The 18,438-nt window shown below is 63.2% G+C and carries 16 protein-coding genes and 2 riboswitches; of the genes, 10 read left to right on the top strand and 6 right to left on the bottom strand.

Going from position 1 to position 18,438, the window contains the following annotated elements; translation table 11 throughout:
* Positions 1 to 15 precede the first annotated feature (15 nt).
* The 5 genes from RIF72_RS04545 to RIF72_RS04565 form a co-directional block, all read right to left on the bottom strand.
* A complete protein-coding gene (locus RIF72_RS04545) occupies positions 16 to 2,142 on the bottom strand; it encodes a multicopper oxidase family protein (protein ID WP_309073665.1) in 2,127 nt (708 codons plus the stop codon).
* A gap of 12 nt (positions 2,143 to 2,154) precedes the next feature.
* Entirely contained in the window at positions 2,155 to 2,628 is a 474-nt protein-coding gene (locus RIF72_RS04550) for a hypothetical protein (RefSeq protein ID WP_309073666.1), read from the bottom strand.
* A 219-nt stretch (positions 2,629 to 2,847) separates the two neighbouring features.
* Positions 2,848 to 4,506 carry a DNA repair helicase XPB gene (locus RIF72_RS04555; RefSeq protein WP_309073667.1) on the bottom strand — a complete coding sequence of 553 codons (1,659 nt, stop codon included), beginning with the start codon at positions 4,504 to 4,506 and terminating at the stop codon, positions 2,848 to 2,850.
* 13 nt (positions 4,507 to 4,519) lie between these two features.
* A complete protein-coding gene (locus RIF72_RS04560; protein WP_309073668.1) occupies positions 4,520 to 6,985 on the bottom strand; it encodes a helicase-associated domain-containing protein in 2,466 nt (821 codons plus the stop codon).
* A gap of 54 nt (positions 6,986 to 7,039) precedes the next feature.
* Complete coding sequence (locus RIF72_RS04565) at positions 7,040 to 7,255, bottom strand: hypothetical protein (protein ID WP_309073669.1); 216 nt, start codon at positions 7,253 to 7,255, stop codon at positions 7,040 to 7,042.
* A gap of 225 nt (positions 7,256 to 7,480) precedes the next feature.
* Between RIF72_RS04565 and RIF72_RS04570 the strand changes: the two genes are divergently transcribed.
* From RIF72_RS04570 to RIF72_RS04580, 3 genes are read left to right on the top strand one after another with little or no spacing between them, the layout of a single operon-like run.
* A complete protein-coding gene (locus RIF72_RS04570; protein ID WP_011773749.1) occupies positions 7,481 to 7,864 on the top strand; it encodes a cold-shock protein in 384 nt (127 codons plus the stop codon).
* A gap of 8 nt (positions 7,865 to 7,872) precedes the next feature.
* A complete protein-coding gene (locus RIF72_RS04575; protein ID WP_309073670.1) occupies positions 7,873 to 8,466 on the top strand; it encodes a DUF3027 domain-containing protein in 594 nt (197 codons plus the stop codon).
* A 43-nt stretch (positions 8,467 to 8,509) separates the two neighbouring features.
* Positions 8,510 to 9,817: an MFS transporter gene (locus RIF72_RS04580; protein WP_309073671.1), complete on the top strand. Its 1,308-nt coding sequence runs from the start codon at positions 8,510 to 8,512 to the stop codon at positions 9,815 to 9,817.
* 66 nt (positions 9,818 to 9,883) lie between these two features.
* Here RIF72_RS04580 and serC read toward each other — a convergent pair whose 3' ends face one another.
* Entirely contained in the window at positions 9,884 to 11,014 is a 1,131-nt protein-coding gene (gene serC, locus RIF72_RS04585) for a phosphoserine transaminase (RefSeq protein WP_309073672.1), read from the bottom strand.
* 304 nt (positions 11,015 to 11,318) lie between these two features.
* On the opposite strand from serC, the gene RIF72_RS04590 reads away from it, so the two are divergent.
* From RIF72_RS04590 to RIF72_RS04620, 7 genes are all read left to right on the top strand, one after another.
* A complete protein-coding gene (locus RIF72_RS04590; protein ID WP_011773753.1) occupies positions 11,319 to 12,014 on the top strand; it encodes a metal-dependent transcriptional regulator in 696 nt (231 codons plus the stop codon).
* Between the two features lie 183 nt (positions 12,015 to 12,197).
* Positions 12,198 to 12,439: riboswitch (cyclic di-AMP (ydaO/yuaA leader) on the top strand.
* A gap of 4 nt (positions 12,440 to 12,443) precedes the next feature.
* Complete coding sequence (locus RIF72_RS04595) at positions 12,444 to 13,280, top strand: M23 family metallopeptidase (RefSeq protein ID WP_309073673.1); 837 nt, start codon at positions 12,444 to 12,446, stop codon at positions 13,278 to 13,280.
* 138 nt (positions 13,281 to 13,418) lie between these two features.
* Positions 13,419 to 13,588: riboswitch (cyclic di-AMP (ydaO/yuaA leader) on the top strand.
* A 4-nt stretch (positions 13,589 to 13,592) separates the two neighbouring features.
* Complete coding sequence (locus RIF72_RS04600; RefSeq protein ID WP_309073674.1) at positions 13,593 to 14,336, top strand: NlpC/P60 family protein; 744 nt, start codon at positions 13,593 to 13,595, stop codon at positions 14,334 to 14,336.
* 94 nt (positions 14,337 to 14,430) lie between these two features.
* On the top strand, positions 14,431 to 15,228 hold the full coding sequence (locus RIF72_RS04605) for an NlpC/P60 family protein (protein ID WP_309073675.1): 798 nt from the start codon (positions 14,431 to 14,433) through the stop codon (positions 15,226 to 15,228).
* 361 nt (positions 15,229 to 15,589) lie between these two features.
* Positions 15,590 to 16,090, top strand: coding sequence for an HNH endonuclease (locus tag RIF72_RS04610; protein WP_014920921.1), 501 nt, complete (start codon positions 15,590 to 15,592; stop codon positions 16,088 to 16,090).
* Between the two features lie 43 nt (positions 16,091 to 16,133).
* Complete coding sequence (locus RIF72_RS04615; protein WP_309073676.1) at positions 16,134 to 17,042, top strand: NTP transferase domain-containing protein; 909 nt, start codon at positions 16,134 to 16,136, stop codon at positions 17,040 to 17,042.
* Complete coding sequence (locus RIF72_RS04620; protein ID WP_309073677.1) at positions 17,039 to 18,397, top strand: molybdopterin molybdotransferase MoeA; 1,359 nt, start codon at positions 17,039 to 17,041, stop codon at positions 18,395 to 18,397. Before RIF72_RS04615 ends, RIF72_RS04620 begins: the two co-directional genes overlap by 4 nt.
* The last annotated feature ends 41 nt before the right edge of the window (positions 18,398 to 18,438 follow it).

The raw sequence follows: 18,438 nt of genomic DNA on the forward strand, positions 1-18,438 counted from the left end.
CTCGGCCCGACCAGCTCACTCCGGTCGGTTGTTGGAGTGCCCGCCGTGCACGAACGGAGATGACACACCTTGGTACTTCAGCAGCATCATCATTCCCTCGGCGGCATGGTCCAAGTTGTGGCAATGGTCCATCCAGATGCCTGGGTTATCGGCATGAAGCAGCAACTCCCATACTTCGCCCGGCAACACATCCACGGTGTCCAGGATGAGCGGTGACCCGCTTGGAGCGACGCCATTCCTGCTCAGCACTTGCACGTGATGTCCGTGGGGATGCATTGGATGAGGTTCGGAGGTGCGGTTCACTACCGTGACCTTTACGGTGTCGCCCTCGGCAACCTCGATGGACGGAACCAGCGGATACGCTGCCCCGTTCACGGTGAACGCGTACCGGGGAATCCCGTCAACAAAACGGAACTGCCGGTCGAGCACCATCACCTCTTCGCGGGTGATCGGCCGGGCGAGCTCTCCGGCCTGGCCGGCACCCGCCATTTCCGCGGCAGCCTCCAGATTCCCGGCCAGGGGTTTGCCATACTCCAAAAGGTCGAGAACGGGCATGGTGGTGAAAACGCCTGCTGGTGCTTTTGACGGAACCATCTCCTCAAGCTCGGCGGCCTTATCTGCGGCAGCCGTGCCAGCGGGATCAGCCGGGGCGATGACGACGACGGCGTTGGCCGCAGCGTCCGAACGAACGGTCACTGGTGCGCCAGGCATCGTGAAGGCGATGTCCACGCGGCCGCCAGCACCAAGTCGCACCAATTTGTCCGTCACTTCCTGGGGCTGGTTCACGTCCGTCCCATCGACTGCAACGGCTTTGAAGGCCGTTCCGTGGATTAGGTACCGCTGCTGCACGGAATCAGTGTTGATGAGCCGGACCCGTACGCTCGATCCAGGGGCAGCCGCATACCCGGTGACACGGTCTGAGGAGCCCAGCAACCCCAGACCGCTGAGGTCGTGCCCGGCCACCACAATGTCCCTGTCAGCACGGGGCGAAGTGGGGTGGTGCACGACGAACGTGCCGTAGAGGCCTTTGCGGACCCCCTCGGCTGAATCTTGATGCGTGTGGTACCAGTAGGTGCCGGTTTGGGCGGCCAGGAAACGGTAGGTCATGGATTCCCCGGGCATGACGGCGTCCTGTGTCGCCCCGGCCACACCATCCATGGCGTTGGGGACGTCGTAACCGTGCCAGTGAAGGGTTACGCCGGCAGTCACATCGCGGTTATTCAGCACCACCTCCATGACTTCGCCCAGTTGGGCCTCCAGGGCTGGACCAGGAAGACTGCCGTATGTCCAAGCTTCCGCTGTTTGCCCGGATGGCAGCACCACCTGTTCCACCCGGGCAGTCAATTCGTAGTGCCGGACCACAGCGTTGGCGGGGGTTTCGCCTACCAAGCTGTTCACCGACGTCGGATCCGTCACCACGAGGTCGGCACCGCCGTGATGCCCGACGGCGGCGGCGATGGTTGCCCCGTCGGCGGACCGGCTGCCAAGCCAGGCAAAGACTCCGGAGCCCAAAGCGGTACAGATCATGAGTCCGGCAAGTGCGGTAGCCGCCGTCGGACGCCTGCTGGCGGGGGAAGCACCGCTGCCGCGACCCGCGAGACCGGCCGCGTTTGACTGCATGCTGCGTCGTGACGAGGGACGCGGCGAAAACAATGCGAGCTTGGCGATCAGCGCGGATGCGGCCACCATGAACAGCAGCACCACAAGGCTCCAGGGAGCCGGGAATGGCCCCAAAAGCAACGTCAGGGCGAGTGAGGCCACGGCAGAGGCTGCAGCAGCCACCATGGCGAGCACCGCCCACTCGCGGGACCGTCGCTGATCTTCAGGTTGGGGGCCGGTGTTCCGCCTCCTCAGCAAGAACGGAACACCGGCCGCCGCGGCCCAAGCCGCGGGGATGGCGGTCAGAGGCAGGTTGATGGTTATGCGTTCGCTGGCAAACCACCAACTACCCGCCACCAAAGCAGGAAGCAATGCGTACCGCCCCACTGTCACTGCGACGGCTATACCCACTAACAGCAGGGCCAGTTCAGTCCGAAGCGACTTGTCTGTTAAAGGCGCGGTCATCCAAGCAGCGGCAATCCACGCGCCGGCCGTAAGCACGGACAGCAGCAGGTCCACCGCCAGCAGCTGCGAGGTGTTCACAGCTGCAAGTGCTCACGCTGGGCTGGACGACGTGGAAGCATCCGAGGAGGCAGCCTTGGGAGGCAGCGGTTGCGGGTTGAGGGCTGCGGCGCGGGCGCGATTGAACAGCCAATAGGACATGAAGATCATCAGAATGCCAACAATCGGGTGGATGGCAACCACCCACGAGCCTGCCGGCGTGATGAATTCCGGTGAGGAACCGGTCAACATGCCGCCGATGATGAAGATGAACAGCTGAAGCCAGGACAGCAGGAAGATGCCCGCGGCCAACCAGATGGTGCGGGATCCCACCTTGGCAATCGCCGCTACGATCGCGGCCAGCAATGCTGAGTATCGCAGCACGTATTGGCCATTGACGGCATGGTAGACGCCAGCTTCACGCTGGGCTTCGATGGTGTTTTGGAAGTGGAAGTATCCGGCGAAAAACAGCTGTGCGAGTGCTGACAGCAGGACGATCGCGGAGAGGACCAAGAGGGCTTTGCGCATGGGGAATCCTCTGGTAATCAATTCACAGATTCTTCAAGGCCTTCAAACCGCCGGCTCCCTGGCTGCGGGCTTCCCCCACTGCCGACGGCTGGCCGCCAGGTTGCCTGGACCAAGGGCAACCATTAAGGGCGGAGAGCTTCACTTGGAATCGTAAAGTTGCTGGAGATGAATAGCAAGAGGCCTGAGGATTATTGTTCCGCCGAAATCAGCAGGGGCTGCTTACTGCTCCTGTCCAACGTCTTTACCCACGTCCTTGGCGTCCATGATTCTGTACGCGTAGCCCTGCTCCGCGAGGAACCTCTGGCGCTTCGCCGCGAAATCCTGGTCCAGGGTGTCCCGTGCTACCAACGAGTAAAACCTGGCCGCTCGGCCGTCCTGCTTGGGACGAAGGAGGCGTCCCAGCCGCTGGGCCTCTTCCTGCCGCGAGCCGAAGGAACCTGAGACCTGGATGGCGACCGATGCTTCAGGGAGGTCGATGGAGAAGTTGGCCACCTTGGACACCACCAACGTGTGGATCTCACCATTGCGGAACGCGTCGAAGAGCTTCTGCCGTGCCTTGACGCTCGTTTCGCCCTTGATCAGGGGAGCGTCAAGCCGTTCGGCGATCTCATCGAGTTGGTCAATGTACTGGCCGATCACCAACAACTGCTCACCCTTGTGGACTGCCACGAGTTCTTCCACCAGTTTTGTCTTGGTTTCCGACGTAGCGCAGAGCCGGTATTTGTCGGCATCATCTGCCATGGCGTAGGCCACCCGCTCATCCCGGGGGAGGTCCACGCGGACTTCGACACAGTCGGCGGGCGCGATGTAACCCTGTGCCTCGATGTCCTTCCACGGTGCGTCGTAGCGTTTGGGCCCGATGAGGCTGAACACCTCGCCTTCGCGGCCGTCCTCCCGAACCAACGTTGCCGTGAGGCCGAGCCGACGCCGGGCCTGAAGGTCCGCGGTCATCCGGAAGATCGGGGCGGGGAGCAGGTGCACCTCGTCATAGATGATGAGGCCCCAGTCGTGTCCATCAACGAGTTCCAAGTGCGGGTAAAGCCCGCCGCGCTTTGTGGTGAGGACCTGATAGGTGGCGATGGTGACGGGCCGGACTTCCTTGACCGCGCCGGAGTATTCGCCGATCTCGTCTTCGGTCAGGGACGTCCGCTTGAGCAGTTCATCCTTCCACTGCCGGGCAGAGACGGTGTTGGTGACCAGGATCAGGGTGGTGGTGGACGACGTCGCCATCGCTGCCGCACCCACCAGGGTCTTTCCCGCACCACAGGGAAGCACGACGACGCCGCTGCCGCCGGCCCAGAAGTTCTCCGTAGCCAGCTTTTGGTACGGGCGCAGCTGCCAGCCGCTCTCGTCCAGCATGATGAGGTGCGGTTGCCCATCCACGTAGCCGGCAAGATCCTCTGCGGGCCAACCCAACTTGAGGAGCAGCTGCTTCAACTGTCCACGCTGGGAGGAGTGCACCACCACGGTTTCGCCGTCGATCCGCGGCCCCAGCAGGGGTGCGATCTTCTTGGCACGGATGACTTCCTCCAATACGGGGTAGTCGTCCGTCCGCATCACCAGTCCGTGCTGGGCATCCTTTTCAAGCCTGAGCCGGCCATAGCGCGACATGGTCTCTTCGATGTCGATCAGCAGCGCATGCGGTACGGGAAAGCGGGAGTACTTCAGCAGCGTATCGAGCACCTGCTCCGCATCCAGCCCTGCCGCCCGGGCGTTCCAGAGACCCAGCGGCGTGAGCCTGTAGCTGTGCATATGTTCCGGGGCGCGCTCCAACTCGGCGAAGGCGGCGATTGCGTGCCGGGCCTCCGTGGCCAGCTCATGGTCGACCTCCAGCAGGATGGTCTTGTCACTTTGTACGATCAGCGGACCGTCGGTCACTGTTGAATCCTTTTCATGAACGCAGTTCTCCTGCGGGTTCCACATCGATGATCCGGTGTATGGACAACACCCGTTCGGTGTCCTTGGCGGGATCGAAAACCCTGACGCGTCCACCGGAGACGGATACAGGAACAACGGTTTCGGTGTTGGCATTCCCCAAGCTGTCCACCACGTTCATGGTGACTGCCTGTTTAAGCCGGATTGCCGTTTGTAGTGTCTCCAAGCCGAGTTGGGTAGAGGCCTCGCCCGTCGCTTCGGCCGGTACCGCGCGGTGTTGCCGCAGGACCGAAAGCTGTGCCTCGACGTCGTCGTCCGGCGGTGCCGTCCGGGGCGCCGTATAAACCGGGCGGGCGCTGCCGGGCACCGCCGTGGTCCGTTTGAAACGTACGACGGCGGGTTCGGCCTCCTGCACTGCAGGCGAGAGTCCCAGCTCGCGGAGGACACGCGCCGTTTCGCGCGGACTCGCAGAGGAAGTCAGGACAGTGGGGGCTATTCGGACCAGGCTCAAGGCTGACGTCCGGGCCTCGCGAAGGAGATCGGCAATGGCTGTTTCGTCATCGCTCTGGATGAAGCTGGCACTGGTGCCGACACGAAGGCGGCCATGTCGGGAAGCCGTGTCCTGAACAAGGTACTCCAACGGTTGCGGCACGTCCGTGGCTGAATGCTCTCGGAGGAATGCCAACAACGATTCCGCATCCTGTCCGGCGTCGAGCGCCCTCCTGATGGTGGCGGCGGAGAACCGGTAGATCGACGCCGGGCCTTGGCCCTCGGCGTCGGCCATCAATAAGAGGGTTTCGCTGAGTTCCGGGGCAAGGTAACCGGGCGCCACAGCCGTGAGATCGGCCTGAAGAAGGATGTGGTTCACGGCAGCCGGCAAATGCTCGCCAAGGATGGTCATGGCCTTTTCCGGTTGGCCATCAGCGATGGCTGAACCCAGCTGTGTCAACGCACCCGATCCCATGAGGCCCAGGAGCGTCGCTTCCTCCAAGATGCCGCGGACCAGGGAACTGAACCGGCGGGACATCCGGGGCTGCGCCCATTCGGCACGCTGCAGGACGGCTCGGGCATCCAAAACGGGTGCCTTTCCATCCGGTGCTGCGGCCTCGACCGTGAGCTCGTTCAGGATCTCCAGGACCCGGCGGCGTACCACAGGGGCGTCAGGCCGCTGCGCTTCCGCGGACAAGGCGTTGATGGTGGTCCCGGCCGCGCCTTGATGGGCTGACGACGACGAGGGACCAGTGAGCGGCTGCCCCACCAGTGAAGGTGCCCGTTCACTGGCCAGCCAGGCGTTGACCAGCCACAGCCACTGTTCCTGCCGGGGCAGGTTGAGCCATTCAAGCGACGGCGGCTGTATCCACGTGGAACTGTCCACGTCCAAGCGGAGCAGCCCGGCCATGGCGCACAACTCCAAGAGGATGGCTGTCTCATGGACGCCCAGACGGATGGACTCCGCCAAACGCCTCAGTTCACGCACACCCACACCACCGCTACGGAGAGTGGCCAAGGGTTGCTCCCGAACTGCGAACAGCAGCTCGGCAGTCAACCGCAGAATTTCGGCGATGGCACCCATGGCCGCGTTGCGGCGCAGGGCAGCGCTGGTATGGCCAAGTTCAGGAACAGGTGGGGCCAGCGTGAAGTCATCCACGATCGCACCACCACGCAAGGCAAGACCCACACTGTGGGGCAGCTCCACATGGCCGGCGTCCAAGGGGACCAGCAAGCCGCGCGCCAACAGCCAATCGATAGGCCCGACGTCGTGACTTTCGTGGGTGACCGACGCCCGGCGCTGTGCTTGGGGTACTGCGCCCATGGCCCAGTTGCCGAACTTGTCCAACAAACCCACGGTCCGCTCCGGGGCCGTAGCCAGAATGGTACGCAGGTTCTCAGGAGTGGACGTCCAGCGCTGCAAGGCCAATGCTGCATCCATCGGAGTGCTGGCGGGGTGGATGCCCGCGCCGCTTTGGTGTAGCTCGGCCACCAACTGCACAACCCGCTGGGCAAAGGCCGGTTGGAGCCGCACAAGTTCGGTGTAGCTGCGGCCGAGGCCTGCCGGATAAATGCCGATGACGTCCTTGAGGCTGCCCACGGGAAGGTAGAAGCGCTGACGGGACGATGTTGCCGGCGAGCCGGCGGGTGGATCTGCCCTGTGTACCAGTGCCAATTCCTGCAATTTAGCAAGAATGGGGTCCAGTGCCGAGAGAGTGGAACCGGCGATGACCTTTTTTAGCCCCGCAGCGGAAATGCTGTGGCCGGTATCGGCGTTCGTGCACAGGTGCAGGGTTTCCAACACCTGCATTTCCGGCTTGTTCAAACGCTCCAAGGCCCGTTGCACACTGACCCGGGCGCTCGCCCTCGCTGCCAGCGCCGCGAAGTCCGGTGCCATGGGGGAGATGAGGTCCGGCCGCGCAGCAAACAAGGCCCGCAGCGAGTCGTCGCTGCGCGCTTCAAGTTCCTTGCTGAGCGCGCGAATAAGGGACATCAATCCAACGTTACCGCCCCCGGGCCGCTGGTGCCCCGTCACTGGGGGAGGAGGTTACTGTCGGCGGCGCTGGCGAACGGAGTCAACCACCAGGACTACCGCGAGCATGAAGGCGACCGGCAGTCCGTAAAGGGCCGTCCACGTCACCCATACCGGTGCCACGCCTCCGTTGAACGCCACAGCCATGACCGTGCCAACGGCAGCCAGGGAGATGACGGCGATAACGGCTGCAGTGATCATGATGGGGCGGCGGTAACCCGGGGAAGTCATGCCCACAACGCTAGCAGCCGCACGGGATCCCGATACATTGATGCGGCTCTTGTGCTGTTCGTGTACTGCGTGGTCGCGGCAAAGCGGGAATAGGGGGTTCGGCAGGTAACCTTGAAGGAACAGACCAACACGAACAGGGCTGCCACCCTCGATCCCGCAGATCCCTGCGGATGCGGTGAACGGCCCGACGTGTCTCCCAAAGCAAGAACGAAGAAGGTTGATTACGTGCCTACCGGCAAGGTCAAGTGGTATGACAAGGAAAAAGGGTTCGGATTCCTCGCGGCTGAAGACGGCCAGGAAGTGTTCCTGCCCAAAACGTCCCTGCCCGCGGGCGTAACGGAGCTCAAAGCCGGGACCCGCGTGGAGTTCGGTGTGGCCGACGGCCGCCGCGGAGCACAGGCACTGGGGCTGCGTGTCCTGGAGAAGACGCCATCCATTGCCAAGGCCAAGCGCATGAACGCCAGGGACCTCGCACCTATGGTGCAGGACCTGGTCACGGTGCTGGACAACCTCTCCGGCTCCCTGTCTTCAGGCAAATATCCCGATGGCAACAAGGCCAAGGCCATCAGCATGGCACTGCGCAAGGTTGCCGACGAGCTGGAAGCCTAGGACCGGCCATGACATCGGAATCCGCACAGGACACCAAGGCCGGCCCTGACGCTGCCCAGGCTCCTGGAAACGGGGATGCCCCCGCGCGGAAGACCGTCGCGGCCAAGTCCCGCGCTGGTTTGCCTGTGTGGCGCACCGGTAAGCCGGACGCGTTCCTGGCTGCCGCCGTCGATACTGCACGTGAGGCAGTTGAAGGCATAGCCAGCCCGGGCGAGGTCGGGGCGCACCTGGGCGCAAAGTCAGAGGGCGACCGCGTAGTAACCCACCTGTTCGAGTCACGGCTGGCCGGCTATGGCGGTTGGCAGTGGTATGCCGTGGTGACCCGTAACTCCCGCTCCAAGGTGGTGACCGTGAGTGAGCTGGGTTTGCTGCCCTCCGAGGATTCCATCCTGGCTCCCGAATGGGTGCCGTGGGCTAAGCGGGTCCGCCCCGAGGACGAGACTCCGCTGGTGGAAGAGACCGTCGAGGATGTCACGGAAGAGTCCGTTCAGGCGGCGGAAGATGAGGCCACTGAACCGGCTGACGCTGAATCCGGTGATGAGGCCACCGAACCGGCCGACGACGAAACCCAGGACGAAGACGACGAAACCGAGGCTGAATAGGCGTTGCGGAAACCCGGGGTGACCACAGTGAAGGCGGATGCTGATGTCCACCTTTAGGTCACTCGGAATCCTCAATTACCGCATCTGGTTCTTCGGTGCGCTGATCTCCAATATCGGCACGTGGATGCAGCGTACTGCGCAGGACTGGTTGGTCTTCGACCACCTGACAGCGCACGACGCCGGTGCCATGGGCATTACTTTGGCACTCCAACTTGGTCCGCAGCTTTTTCTTGCTCCGTGGGCAGGCCTGCTGGCCGACCGTTATAGCCGACGCAAGCTGCTTCTCCTCACCTTGGTGGCCATGGCCCTCCTCAGCGCGGGGTTGGGTGTGCTGGTGCTGCTGGGTATCGCTGAACTTTGGCATGTCTACCTCTTTGCCTTGCTCCTGGGAATCGTGACCGCCCTGGACGCTCCGGTCCGACAGACCTTTGTCTCCGAACTCGTCACCGACGATTACCTCCCCAACGCAGTCGCCCTCAACAGTGCTTCGTTCAATGTGGCCCGGATGATCGGGCCTGCCGTCTCAGGCGTGCTGACGGTGGTAGTCGGCCCCGGCTGGGTGTTCCTCATCAATACCGTGTCATTCGTGGCCATGCTCTGGGCACTCAAACTCATTCCCGCATCATCGCTTCGTATCCAGCCCAGGGTGGCGGCCGGAAAAGGGCGCATCCGGGAAGGATTGCGCTACGTCAGGAACAGGCCGGACATTCAGGTGGTCCTGGTGGCGATCTTTATCGTGGGCACCTTCGGACTTAATTTCCCCTTGTTCATCGCCGCGATGGTGGGGACCCAATTCGGCATGGATGCCGGCGCGTTCGGAGCGTTGAACTCGGTCATGGCCATCGGGTCGGTGACCGGTGCGCTGCTGGCTGCCCGACGCGGAAGGCCCCGCCTCAGGTTGATCTTCGGGGCCGCCGGCGGCTTCGGAGTTGCCAGCGCCTTGGCCGCCCTGGCACCCAATGCTGTGCTCTTCGGGCTTGCCCTGGTTCCCTGTGGCCTGTTCGCACTGACCCTGATCACCAGCGCCAATGGCTACGTGCAATCCACCACGGAGGCTGTCATGCGGGGGAGGGTCATGTCCCTCTACATGGCCATTTTTATGGGCGGCACTCCCCTCGGGGCACCGTTGGTGGGCCTGGTGGCCAACGTCGGTGGCCCTCGATGGGCGGTCGGCGTTGCAGCGGTTGCCGGCGTCAGCACCGCCGTCGTGGGTTTGCTGTGGATCATCCGCGCGAAGCAGCTACGGCTCCGGTTCGATCGTCGGGCCCGCGGACTGAAGCACTTCCGGGTGGAGTCGCTGCTGGCACGCCCGGAAACGGACGACGACGGAAGCCGCCAACAAGGCGGTTAACGCGCCTTAAACGGCGGCGGCGCCGTCCGGGAACCACCCGCACGACGCCGACCAAAGCCTTCGGTGCTACTTCTTCAGCTCGCCCACAACGTAGTCGATGCTCGCGAGCAGAGCCGAAACGTCGTCCGGCTCAATGGCAACGAACGTCGCGATGCGCAGCTGGTTGCGGCCGAGCTTACGGTACGGCTCCGTATCCACAACGCCGTTGGCGCGCAGGACCTTGGCAATGGCTGCGGCGTCAACGGAGTCATCGAAGTCGATGGTGGCGATGACGTTGGAGCGGTCTTCGGCGTTGGTCACGAAAGGCGTTGCGTACTCCGAAGCCTCGGCCCAGGAGTAGATGCGGTTGGCGGAGTCTGCCGTACGCTTGCTGGCGAAGTCCAGGCCACCGTTGCTGTTGAGCCACTGCACTTGGGCGTCCAGGGTTACCAGGGTGGTCAGCGAAGGGGTGTTGTAGGTCTGGTTCAGCTTGGAGTTGTCGATGGCAGTCTGCAGGTCCAGGAAGTCCGGGATCCAGCGGCCGCTCGCCTTGACCCGTGCAGCCCGCTCCAAGGCGGCGGGGGAGAAGAGGCCAAGCCAGAGGCCACCGTCGGAGGCGAAGTTCTTTTGCGGTGCGAAGTAGTAGACATCCGTCTCGGCGACGTCCACGTCCAATCCGCCGGCTGCGGAGGTGGCGTCCACCAGGATGAGGGAGCCTTCATCGGCACCCTGGACACGCTTCACAGGAGCGGCCACGCCAGTTGATGTTTCATTCTGGGGCCAAGCGTAGACGTCCACGCCGGCTTCGGCCCTTGCCTCGGGGCGGGTGCCGGGTTCAGCTTTGATGATGGACGAAGCGTCAAGGAACGGTGCCTTGTTGGTGGCGGCAGCGAACTTTGAGCCGAACTCGCCGAATGAGAGGTGCTGGGCCTTCTTCTCGACCAAGCCAAATGCAGCCACGTCCCAGAACGCCGTGGAGCCGCCAACGCCGAGGACAACCTCGTAGCCTTCAGGAGCACGGAAGAATTGGCTGAGTCCTTCACGGACTGAACCCACCAGGTTCTTGACCGGAGCCTGACGGTGGGAGGTGCCGAGGATGGTGGTCGATGCGGCAGACAACGCTTCGATCTGTTCCGGGCGAACCTTGGACGGTCCAGCGCCGAAGCGTCCGTCCTTGGGCAGCAGGTCGGCGGGAATGGTGATGCTGTTGTCGCTCACGTAGGGCTCCAATGGGTATCGGCTAGAGATGGGTCGTGGCAGGGGGCAGCAACTGCCCCTTCGACACCCCAATTCTGCCTGACCCGGCCCGGGCGCAGGAACCTGCGACCGTCATAGTCCGCCACGTGGAACGTGGACGAACAAGATGCGACCACGATGCGACCGGAATTATCCAGAGTAATTCCAAATAAGCTAGGCTGGTGGTTGGCGTTCATGGGGCGGCGGTGCACACCGTCCGACCTTGCTGGGGACGCGGTACGGTGGAGATTACGCAAGGAACTGCGTTCGAGGAGAGCTGAGCTGGATGACGGATCTGATCGATACCACTGAGATGTATCTTCGGACCATTTTGGAGCTTGAAGAAGAAAACATAGTGGCTCTCCGGGCCCGCATTGCCGAGCGATTGCGCCACTCCGGACCCACTGTTTCCCAAACTATCGGACGCATGGAGCGCGACGGTTTGGTGATCGTGTCCAACGACCGCCACCTGGAACTCACTGAAGTGGGCCGGAAGCGCGCTACCGAGGTCATGCGCAAGCACCGCCTTGCAGAGCGACTGTTGGCCGACGTTATTGGTCTGGACTGGGCCTACGTGCACGATGAAGCGTGTCGCTGGGAGCACGTCATGAGTGAGCGCGTGGAGCGTCGTCTCTACGAGCTCCTGGAGCACCCTACGGAGTCTCCCTATGGCAACCCTATTCCAGGACTTGAAGCACTTGGTGGCCTTGCCAGCCAGCCCTTCCCCCGGCTTGACGTCAACCTGTTGCAGGCCATGGATGGCTACGCCGCCGATTCGCGTGTGGTGGTCAGCCGCTTGGCGGAGCCCATCCAGGTGGAGCCCGAGCTCCTTACCCAGTTGGACGAAGGCGGAATCCGTCCGGGCGCCAGCGTCTCGCTGGAACGCGTCGGTGAGTACATCTCGGTCCGGGTCCCTGGTATTGAAGGCGCCTTGGAGCTACCTCCTGAAGTTGCCGCGCACGTCTTCGTCTCCCTCAGCTGACCGGAGCTGGCCCAGTACCGTGTCAAACCTCACTTTTGGTCCTTCGGCGCGCGTGTGACCTGCGGTTTTTCGGAATTGATGATAAGGGGCTGCTGCGTTCAGACCGTTCCTGTTGATAACGAATTTATTACCGAACGCCTTAATCCCCTATAGTTATCTACTAGCGCTGATACCAAAGCGTTACCTGATCCGGAGCCGAGCTCTGCCAGCGGATCAGGTGTGTTACCCACCACTGGCAGAGGCGGGGGAACCACAAGCGGCTGTCTAAAGAAGCAGCCTTGGGGTGAAGTCCGCAGCAGAAGTGCCCACGTATACAAGTCCCTCTTGGGATACCTGTGTGCCGTGAGCGCCTCGTGCGGACCGGGTCTTTGTACTCTCTGACCCGAATCCGACAGCTAACTTCGCAGGCTTTTGAGAGAGGAACAGAGTTTGACATCGCAGAACGTCAGGGGCCGCCGCCGTGCGTCCGGCCCCGCTGCTGAGCTGCGGCCAGCCACCGTCGTAACGGAGATCCGGCCTCGCGACACCGAGCGTCAGGTGCGCCGCCGTAAGAGCCCGATGCGCCAGGTTGCCGACTTCGCCGCTGCCAGCGGCGTCGGGCAGAAGGCCGGTGTTGCGCTAGCCGCCACCGGACTTGCCCTGACTGTCGGCCTGCCCGCCACTAGTCCTGTCATGGCCACCTCGGAATCGGGCCAAACCGAGTCCGCCCTTGCAGTGGCCGCTCCTGCTGGCAGCCAGCCCGAAGTCTCCGCTGCCGCGTCAGCCAAGATCGACTTCAGCCGCGCCGCCGTCGCAACTGCTGCCGACCCGGATGGCAAGCTGAAGCAGCTGCTCAGTGCGCAGTCGACAGAAAGCATCCAGCGGACCTCGTCCGTTGGCAGCATGGCCAGCCCCCTTGACACGCTCTCCACGGCATCCCCTTTTGGTTACCGCATCAGCCCCCTCACGGGTGGCGCCGGTGACTTCCACCGTGGCCAGGATTTCGTTGCCCAGTGCGGCACGGCTGTGCACGCCGCGGCGACAGGCAAGGTCACCTTCGCCGGATGGCACGAGTATGGCGGAGGCAACCGCGTGGTCGTTGATCACGGCAATGGCCTTGAAACCACGTACAACCACCTGTCGTCGTTCACCGTCCAGGTTGGACAGACCGTAAACCGTGGCGACACCGTCGCCCTGAGCGGCACCACTGGCGCTTCCACCGGCTGCCACCTCCACTTCGAGGTCCAGGTCAACGGTGAAGTTGTAGACCCCATGGGCTGGCTCTGAGCCAGGTGATGGCTGCCTCTCGCATTCGCGAGACACCCCGTGACCTGAATGTGACATTCGCGTTCAACTGTTGTAGCGTACAGAGCGCATCGGCTTTTTAGGGGGCCGATGCACTTGAGTGGATTGCCTAGCTCTGCCACCGCTCAGGGTCCGTTCGCATAAATCGTCTGGCAGGGGCGGGGGAACCATTTCTGGTCTTCGAAAGAAGGCCTTGGGGTTAAGTCGCAAAAGCTTCCTTGGAAGCAGCGCGGCCGGATGACTCCCATCCGAATCCGACAGCTCACCTCGCAGGCATTGGGAGAGGCTACCTTCGTGTCATCACGCACTACCCCTGCGCGCCATCGCGCCCAAACGGTTCGTACGAACCCGTTGAACACTCTTTCCAAGGCTGTTTCCTCCAATGCAGGGACCGTAGGCCGTCAGGCCGCCGTCCTCGCAGCAGCCTCAGGCCTCGTCCTCACCGTCGGCTTGCCGGCACAAGCAGCAGACACCGACGTTTCCAAGTTGGAAGCCTCCAGCACCCAACAGCTGGTGGCTACCGCGGTGGTTACCGCAGAACCGACAGCTACTGTTTCCTTCGAGAGCCCCATCGTGGCCACCAAGGAAGCCCCCAAAGTAGTCCAGCGCGCAGCGCAGATTACCGAGCGTGCAGCGGCCACCACTGAAGAAACAGTGCAAGCAGTTACAGCTAAGTCCTCCGAGGCCAAGGATTCGCCTTCCAACGCAGCTGCCTCCGGTCTCGCCGCCATTGCCTACACCGGCATCGGCTCTCCCTACGTTTGGGGCGGCACCACACCCAACGGTTGGGATTGCTCCGGCTTCACCCAATGGGTCTACGCACAGGCAGGAATCAGCATCCCCCGCGTCAACGCCTGGACGGCCATGACGCCTACCAGCACTCCTGCTCCCGGCGACCTCGTCATGCAGAACGGCGGAGCCCATGTGGGCATCTACGTCGGCAACGGCATGATGATCAGCGCCTTGAACCCCGGTCAAGGAACGCTGCTGCACTCCGTAGCGTCCACCGGCTCCTCCTCGTTCTACACCCTCCGCTAAAAATCCGGTTCGGGGTCGGCCGAATGCCCCACTTGCTGGCCAACCCACTACCCGCGTGTACCCCAACTGCACGCGGATACGAAAAGAGAAAATCATGACCAGTGCAAATAAGGTTGCACGGCACCGCGCTGAGGCCCCCAAGACCAGCTCGCTTGCCGTCATCGCCAAGGCCGTCAGCAACAACGCCGGTGGCGTTGGACGCCAGGCAGCAGTTATTGCCGCAGCTTCAGGCCTGGTCCTGACCAGTGGCATCGCCGCCAACGCTGCCGACACCAACGTGGACCGTGAATCTACGTCCACGTCCACCCTGGACGTACAGTCGGTAGTCCAGGCCACCATCGCCGCGGACTCCACTGTAGCCATTTCCTACGAGCGCCCCGTGGTCACCACCGTGGAAGCCCCGGCTCCCGTGGTAGTTGAGGAAGTTCCGGCCAAGGTTGAAGCCAAGGTCGAAACCAAAGAGGCACCTGCGGTTACCGCCAACGCAGCTCCGGCAGCCAATGCAACCGTTGCCGTCAGCAACGCGACCCCAGCTCCGGCAGCTCCCGCCGCATCCAGCGGACTCGGTGCCGCTATCGCTGCGGCGGCTTACGCCCAGCTCGGCGTCACCCAGGACTGCACCATGCTGGTGACCAACTCCCTGGCTGCGGTTGGCATCAACTTCCACGACTGGCCCGCCGGGTACCTCTCCCTCGGCCGCACCGTCAGTGCAGCAGAAGCCCAGCCCGGCGACCTCGCCTACTACGCCAACGGCGGTTTGGCCGGACAGGCCCACATCGCTGTATACGTAGGCAACGGCCAGGCAGTCCACGGTGGATGGAACGGATCCACCACGGCCCTCTTCAGCGCCAACGTTGGCTCCGGCCCGGTCTTCATCCGCGTCAACGGCTGATCCATCTTCTTCAGAACACCCCGCGGGCTTCGGCCGGCGGGGTGTTCTGCATTAACCGTTGCCGATTTTCGGGGTGCCTGCAGTAAGGGGCGTGCGCCCACCACCGACTTTGGTTCTGAAAACCGTCCGACACGCGTCAACCAAGTGTGTCGGGCCGGAATTGCCCCTCAAAGCAGGTGATAGCGGCACGCAACCCTTAACCGCGCATGAAATCTTGCCGACACCGCACACGAAACGACAGAAAAATTCGTTGATACGGCATATAAGTGCTTACCCTTATGTTGTCGATCCACAGCCCGTACATGCAGAGGGCAGCCGGCCCTCGTGCCCCTGACGGGTGCGGCCGTGAAGAGGTACGTGCATGCGCACACTCGTTCTGAATGCTGGATATGAACCGCTGGCGGTAATAACATTCCGCCGGGCGCTGGTCCTTGTGCTCACTGGGAAAGCTAGCGTGGTGGCCGAAGGCGACGAGCCTGTCGTCGGGCCACAGGAGATTCTCGGAAGACCTTCCGTGATCCTCCTCAACCGCTACATCCGTCCCCGGTACAACAGGATCACTGCCGTGAGTCGCCGCGGGGTACTTCGCCGCGACGGCCATCGCTGCGCCTACTGCGGGAAAACAGCCCACACCATAGACCACGTCCACCCCAAATCCAGGGGCGGCGCGGATTCCTGGGAAAACCTGGTTGCGGCGTGCTTGAAATGCAATAACGCCAAGAGCGACCACACGCTGGCCGAGATGGGTTGGAAACTCCGTTTCAAGCCCGGTGTGCCCCAGGGAACCATGTGGCAGATTAAGGAACTCGAGAAACCTGCGCCGGACTGGGACCCGTTCCTGTTGCCGGAATCCGCTGCCTGATCGATTTCTGCCGGTCTCCACCCGTCCCGGGTAATCTGGGCGAATGGAGTTCAATGCCGTGATTCTGGCGGGTGGCCGGGCCACCCGCCTCGGTGGCGTGCCCAAGCCATCATTGAAGTACGACGGCGATACCCTCCTTTCGCACGCCCTGCACGCGGCCAGGGGTGCTTCGGCTGTGGTTGTGGTGGGGCCGGACGCTCCAGATGGGTCGGAAAGGACGCAACTACCGGTCGGTGTCTTGCGGTCTCGGGAAGAACCGGCGTTCGCGGGCCCCGCCGCGGCAATCGCTGCCGGTATGGCTGCACTGAAGGAGAATAGCCCGAGCACCCCGTGGACGCTGGTGCTGGCTTGCGATATGCCGCATGCTTCCCGCGGTGTAGGCCTCCTCTGGACCGCAATCGCGTCCAGTCCGGACGTGGAGGGAGCCATGGCTGTTTCTCCTGATGGACGCAAGCAACCGCTCTTGGGGGCCTACAGTACAGCTGCGTTGGAAAGGGAAGTGGCCGTAGCTTCCGAAGGCACGGGGTTAACGAACTCTTCAGTGTTCCGCCTGCTTGCTAGGCTGAACGTGCTGGACGTTGACGTCCCCGCGGGTTCCACGGATGACGTGGACACGTGGGAGGACGCAGCGGCCTTGGGCATTGACTACGAGTTGGAGGCGGACGTGAAGAGCCAGGAAGAGACGCTCGAGGAATGGTGCCGCACACTGCTGCAGGCTTTCGAGCTTGAGGGTGTGGAAGTGGACATCAACGAGGTCCTTGCGGTCGCAGGAGTAGCAGCGCATTCAGTAGTGCGGCCCGCCGCGCCCTTGACCACGTTCATCGCCGGCTACGCGGCAGGCATGGCCCGCGGGATCGGTCAGGCCAGCGATGACGCATCCATGAACGCAGCCCTGGAACTGGCCCGCAAAGTTGCCAAGGAGTACTCGGAGTCCGGGACTGACCCGGAATGACGGAGGCCCCCAACGAGGGCCATCACGCGGCACACACGTGGCATGAGGCCCGGCAGCGCGCATTCGATGTTGCTGCCCCCATCCCGCCGGGGCCCGTGCCTCTCAGCTCCGCTCTCGGCCGCACCCTGGCTTCCGATGCCTTGGCACTGCAGGACATGCCCCACTATGCCTCGTCGGCTATGGACGGGTGGGCCGTCAATGGCAGCGGTCCTTGGATCCTGAGTGAGCCCGGGCAGAGGCTGGCACCGCACCAAGCTAGTCCAATTGTCACGGGCGGACTGATACCGCCCGGCACCAAGGCAGTACTGCGCAGCGAGAGTGGCGTCATTACCACGGACGACGACGGCCTGCCGGTTCTTGCGCTGGGCGGCACCGCCAAACCGGGGGAGCCCCGGAACGGCCAACACATCCGTAAAGCTGCAGAAGAAGCCGCCGAGGGTGACGTCTTGTTGAAAGCCGGAACGGTAGTAAACCCGGCGCATATTGCCTTGGCAGCGCTGGCGGGTTTGGACCACTTGGAAGTTCTGGGAAAACCGTTGGTCCGGTTCCTCCTGACGGGTTCGGAAGTCGTGGCGGGGGGTGTTCCTTTGCCCGGGCAGGTCAGGGACACCTTCGGCCCGCAGCTGGGTGCCGTCGTCGAGCTTTTGGGCGGTATCGCAGGGGAGCAGCTCAAGGTGGGCGACAACTACGAGGAATGGATTGCCGCACTTCGCGACGCAGAGCCCGCGCTTGATGAACTGGCACCGGACGAACCGTACGTTGAAGCGGAGGCCCCTGCCGACGTCGTTATTACCACGGGCGGAACGGGACGTTCCGGAACGGACCACCTCCGCAAAGCGGTGGCAGAGCTTGGTGGCAGTTTGCTGATCGATGGCATCGCCATGCGCCCGGGGCACCCCGCTGTGTTGGCGGAGCTGCCCGATGGCCGCTTTGTGTTGGGACTGCCAGGGAATCCGCTCGCCGCGATGATGGCCTTGTTTACCGTGGGTGGACCCCTGCTGGCTGGTTTGGGCCATGGTCGCTTGGAAGAAGTGGGTGAGGTTCCCTGTGGCACTACTATCGACGCGGATCCCGGACGGACCCGCCTGACGCCGTTCAAGCTCGTGTACGGGCTGGCGTCGCCGGCGCAGCATGCGGGTCCCGGAATGATGCGGGGCCTGGCAGGTGCAGACGGGGTGATGGTGGTGCCGCCCCACGGTGTCCAGCTGGGTGAAATGGTGCCCGCATTCGCCTTGCCTTGGGGCAAACCGCTGCCCTTGCCGAAGGCGCCGGAGGACAAGCCCCGAAAAGCCGCATCCCGGCAACAGAGGAAGGCTCCCTCGGGCCCGGTTGACTGGAGTGCTTTGGACGCTTGAGGGGTGCCTTGAGCGGATTCCGGACTGAGGACAAAGTGCAA

This window comes from Paenarthrobacter sp. (assembly GCF_031180005.1).
Lineage (GTDB): Bacteria > Actinomycetota > Actinomycetes > Actinomycetales > Micrococcaceae > Arthrobacter.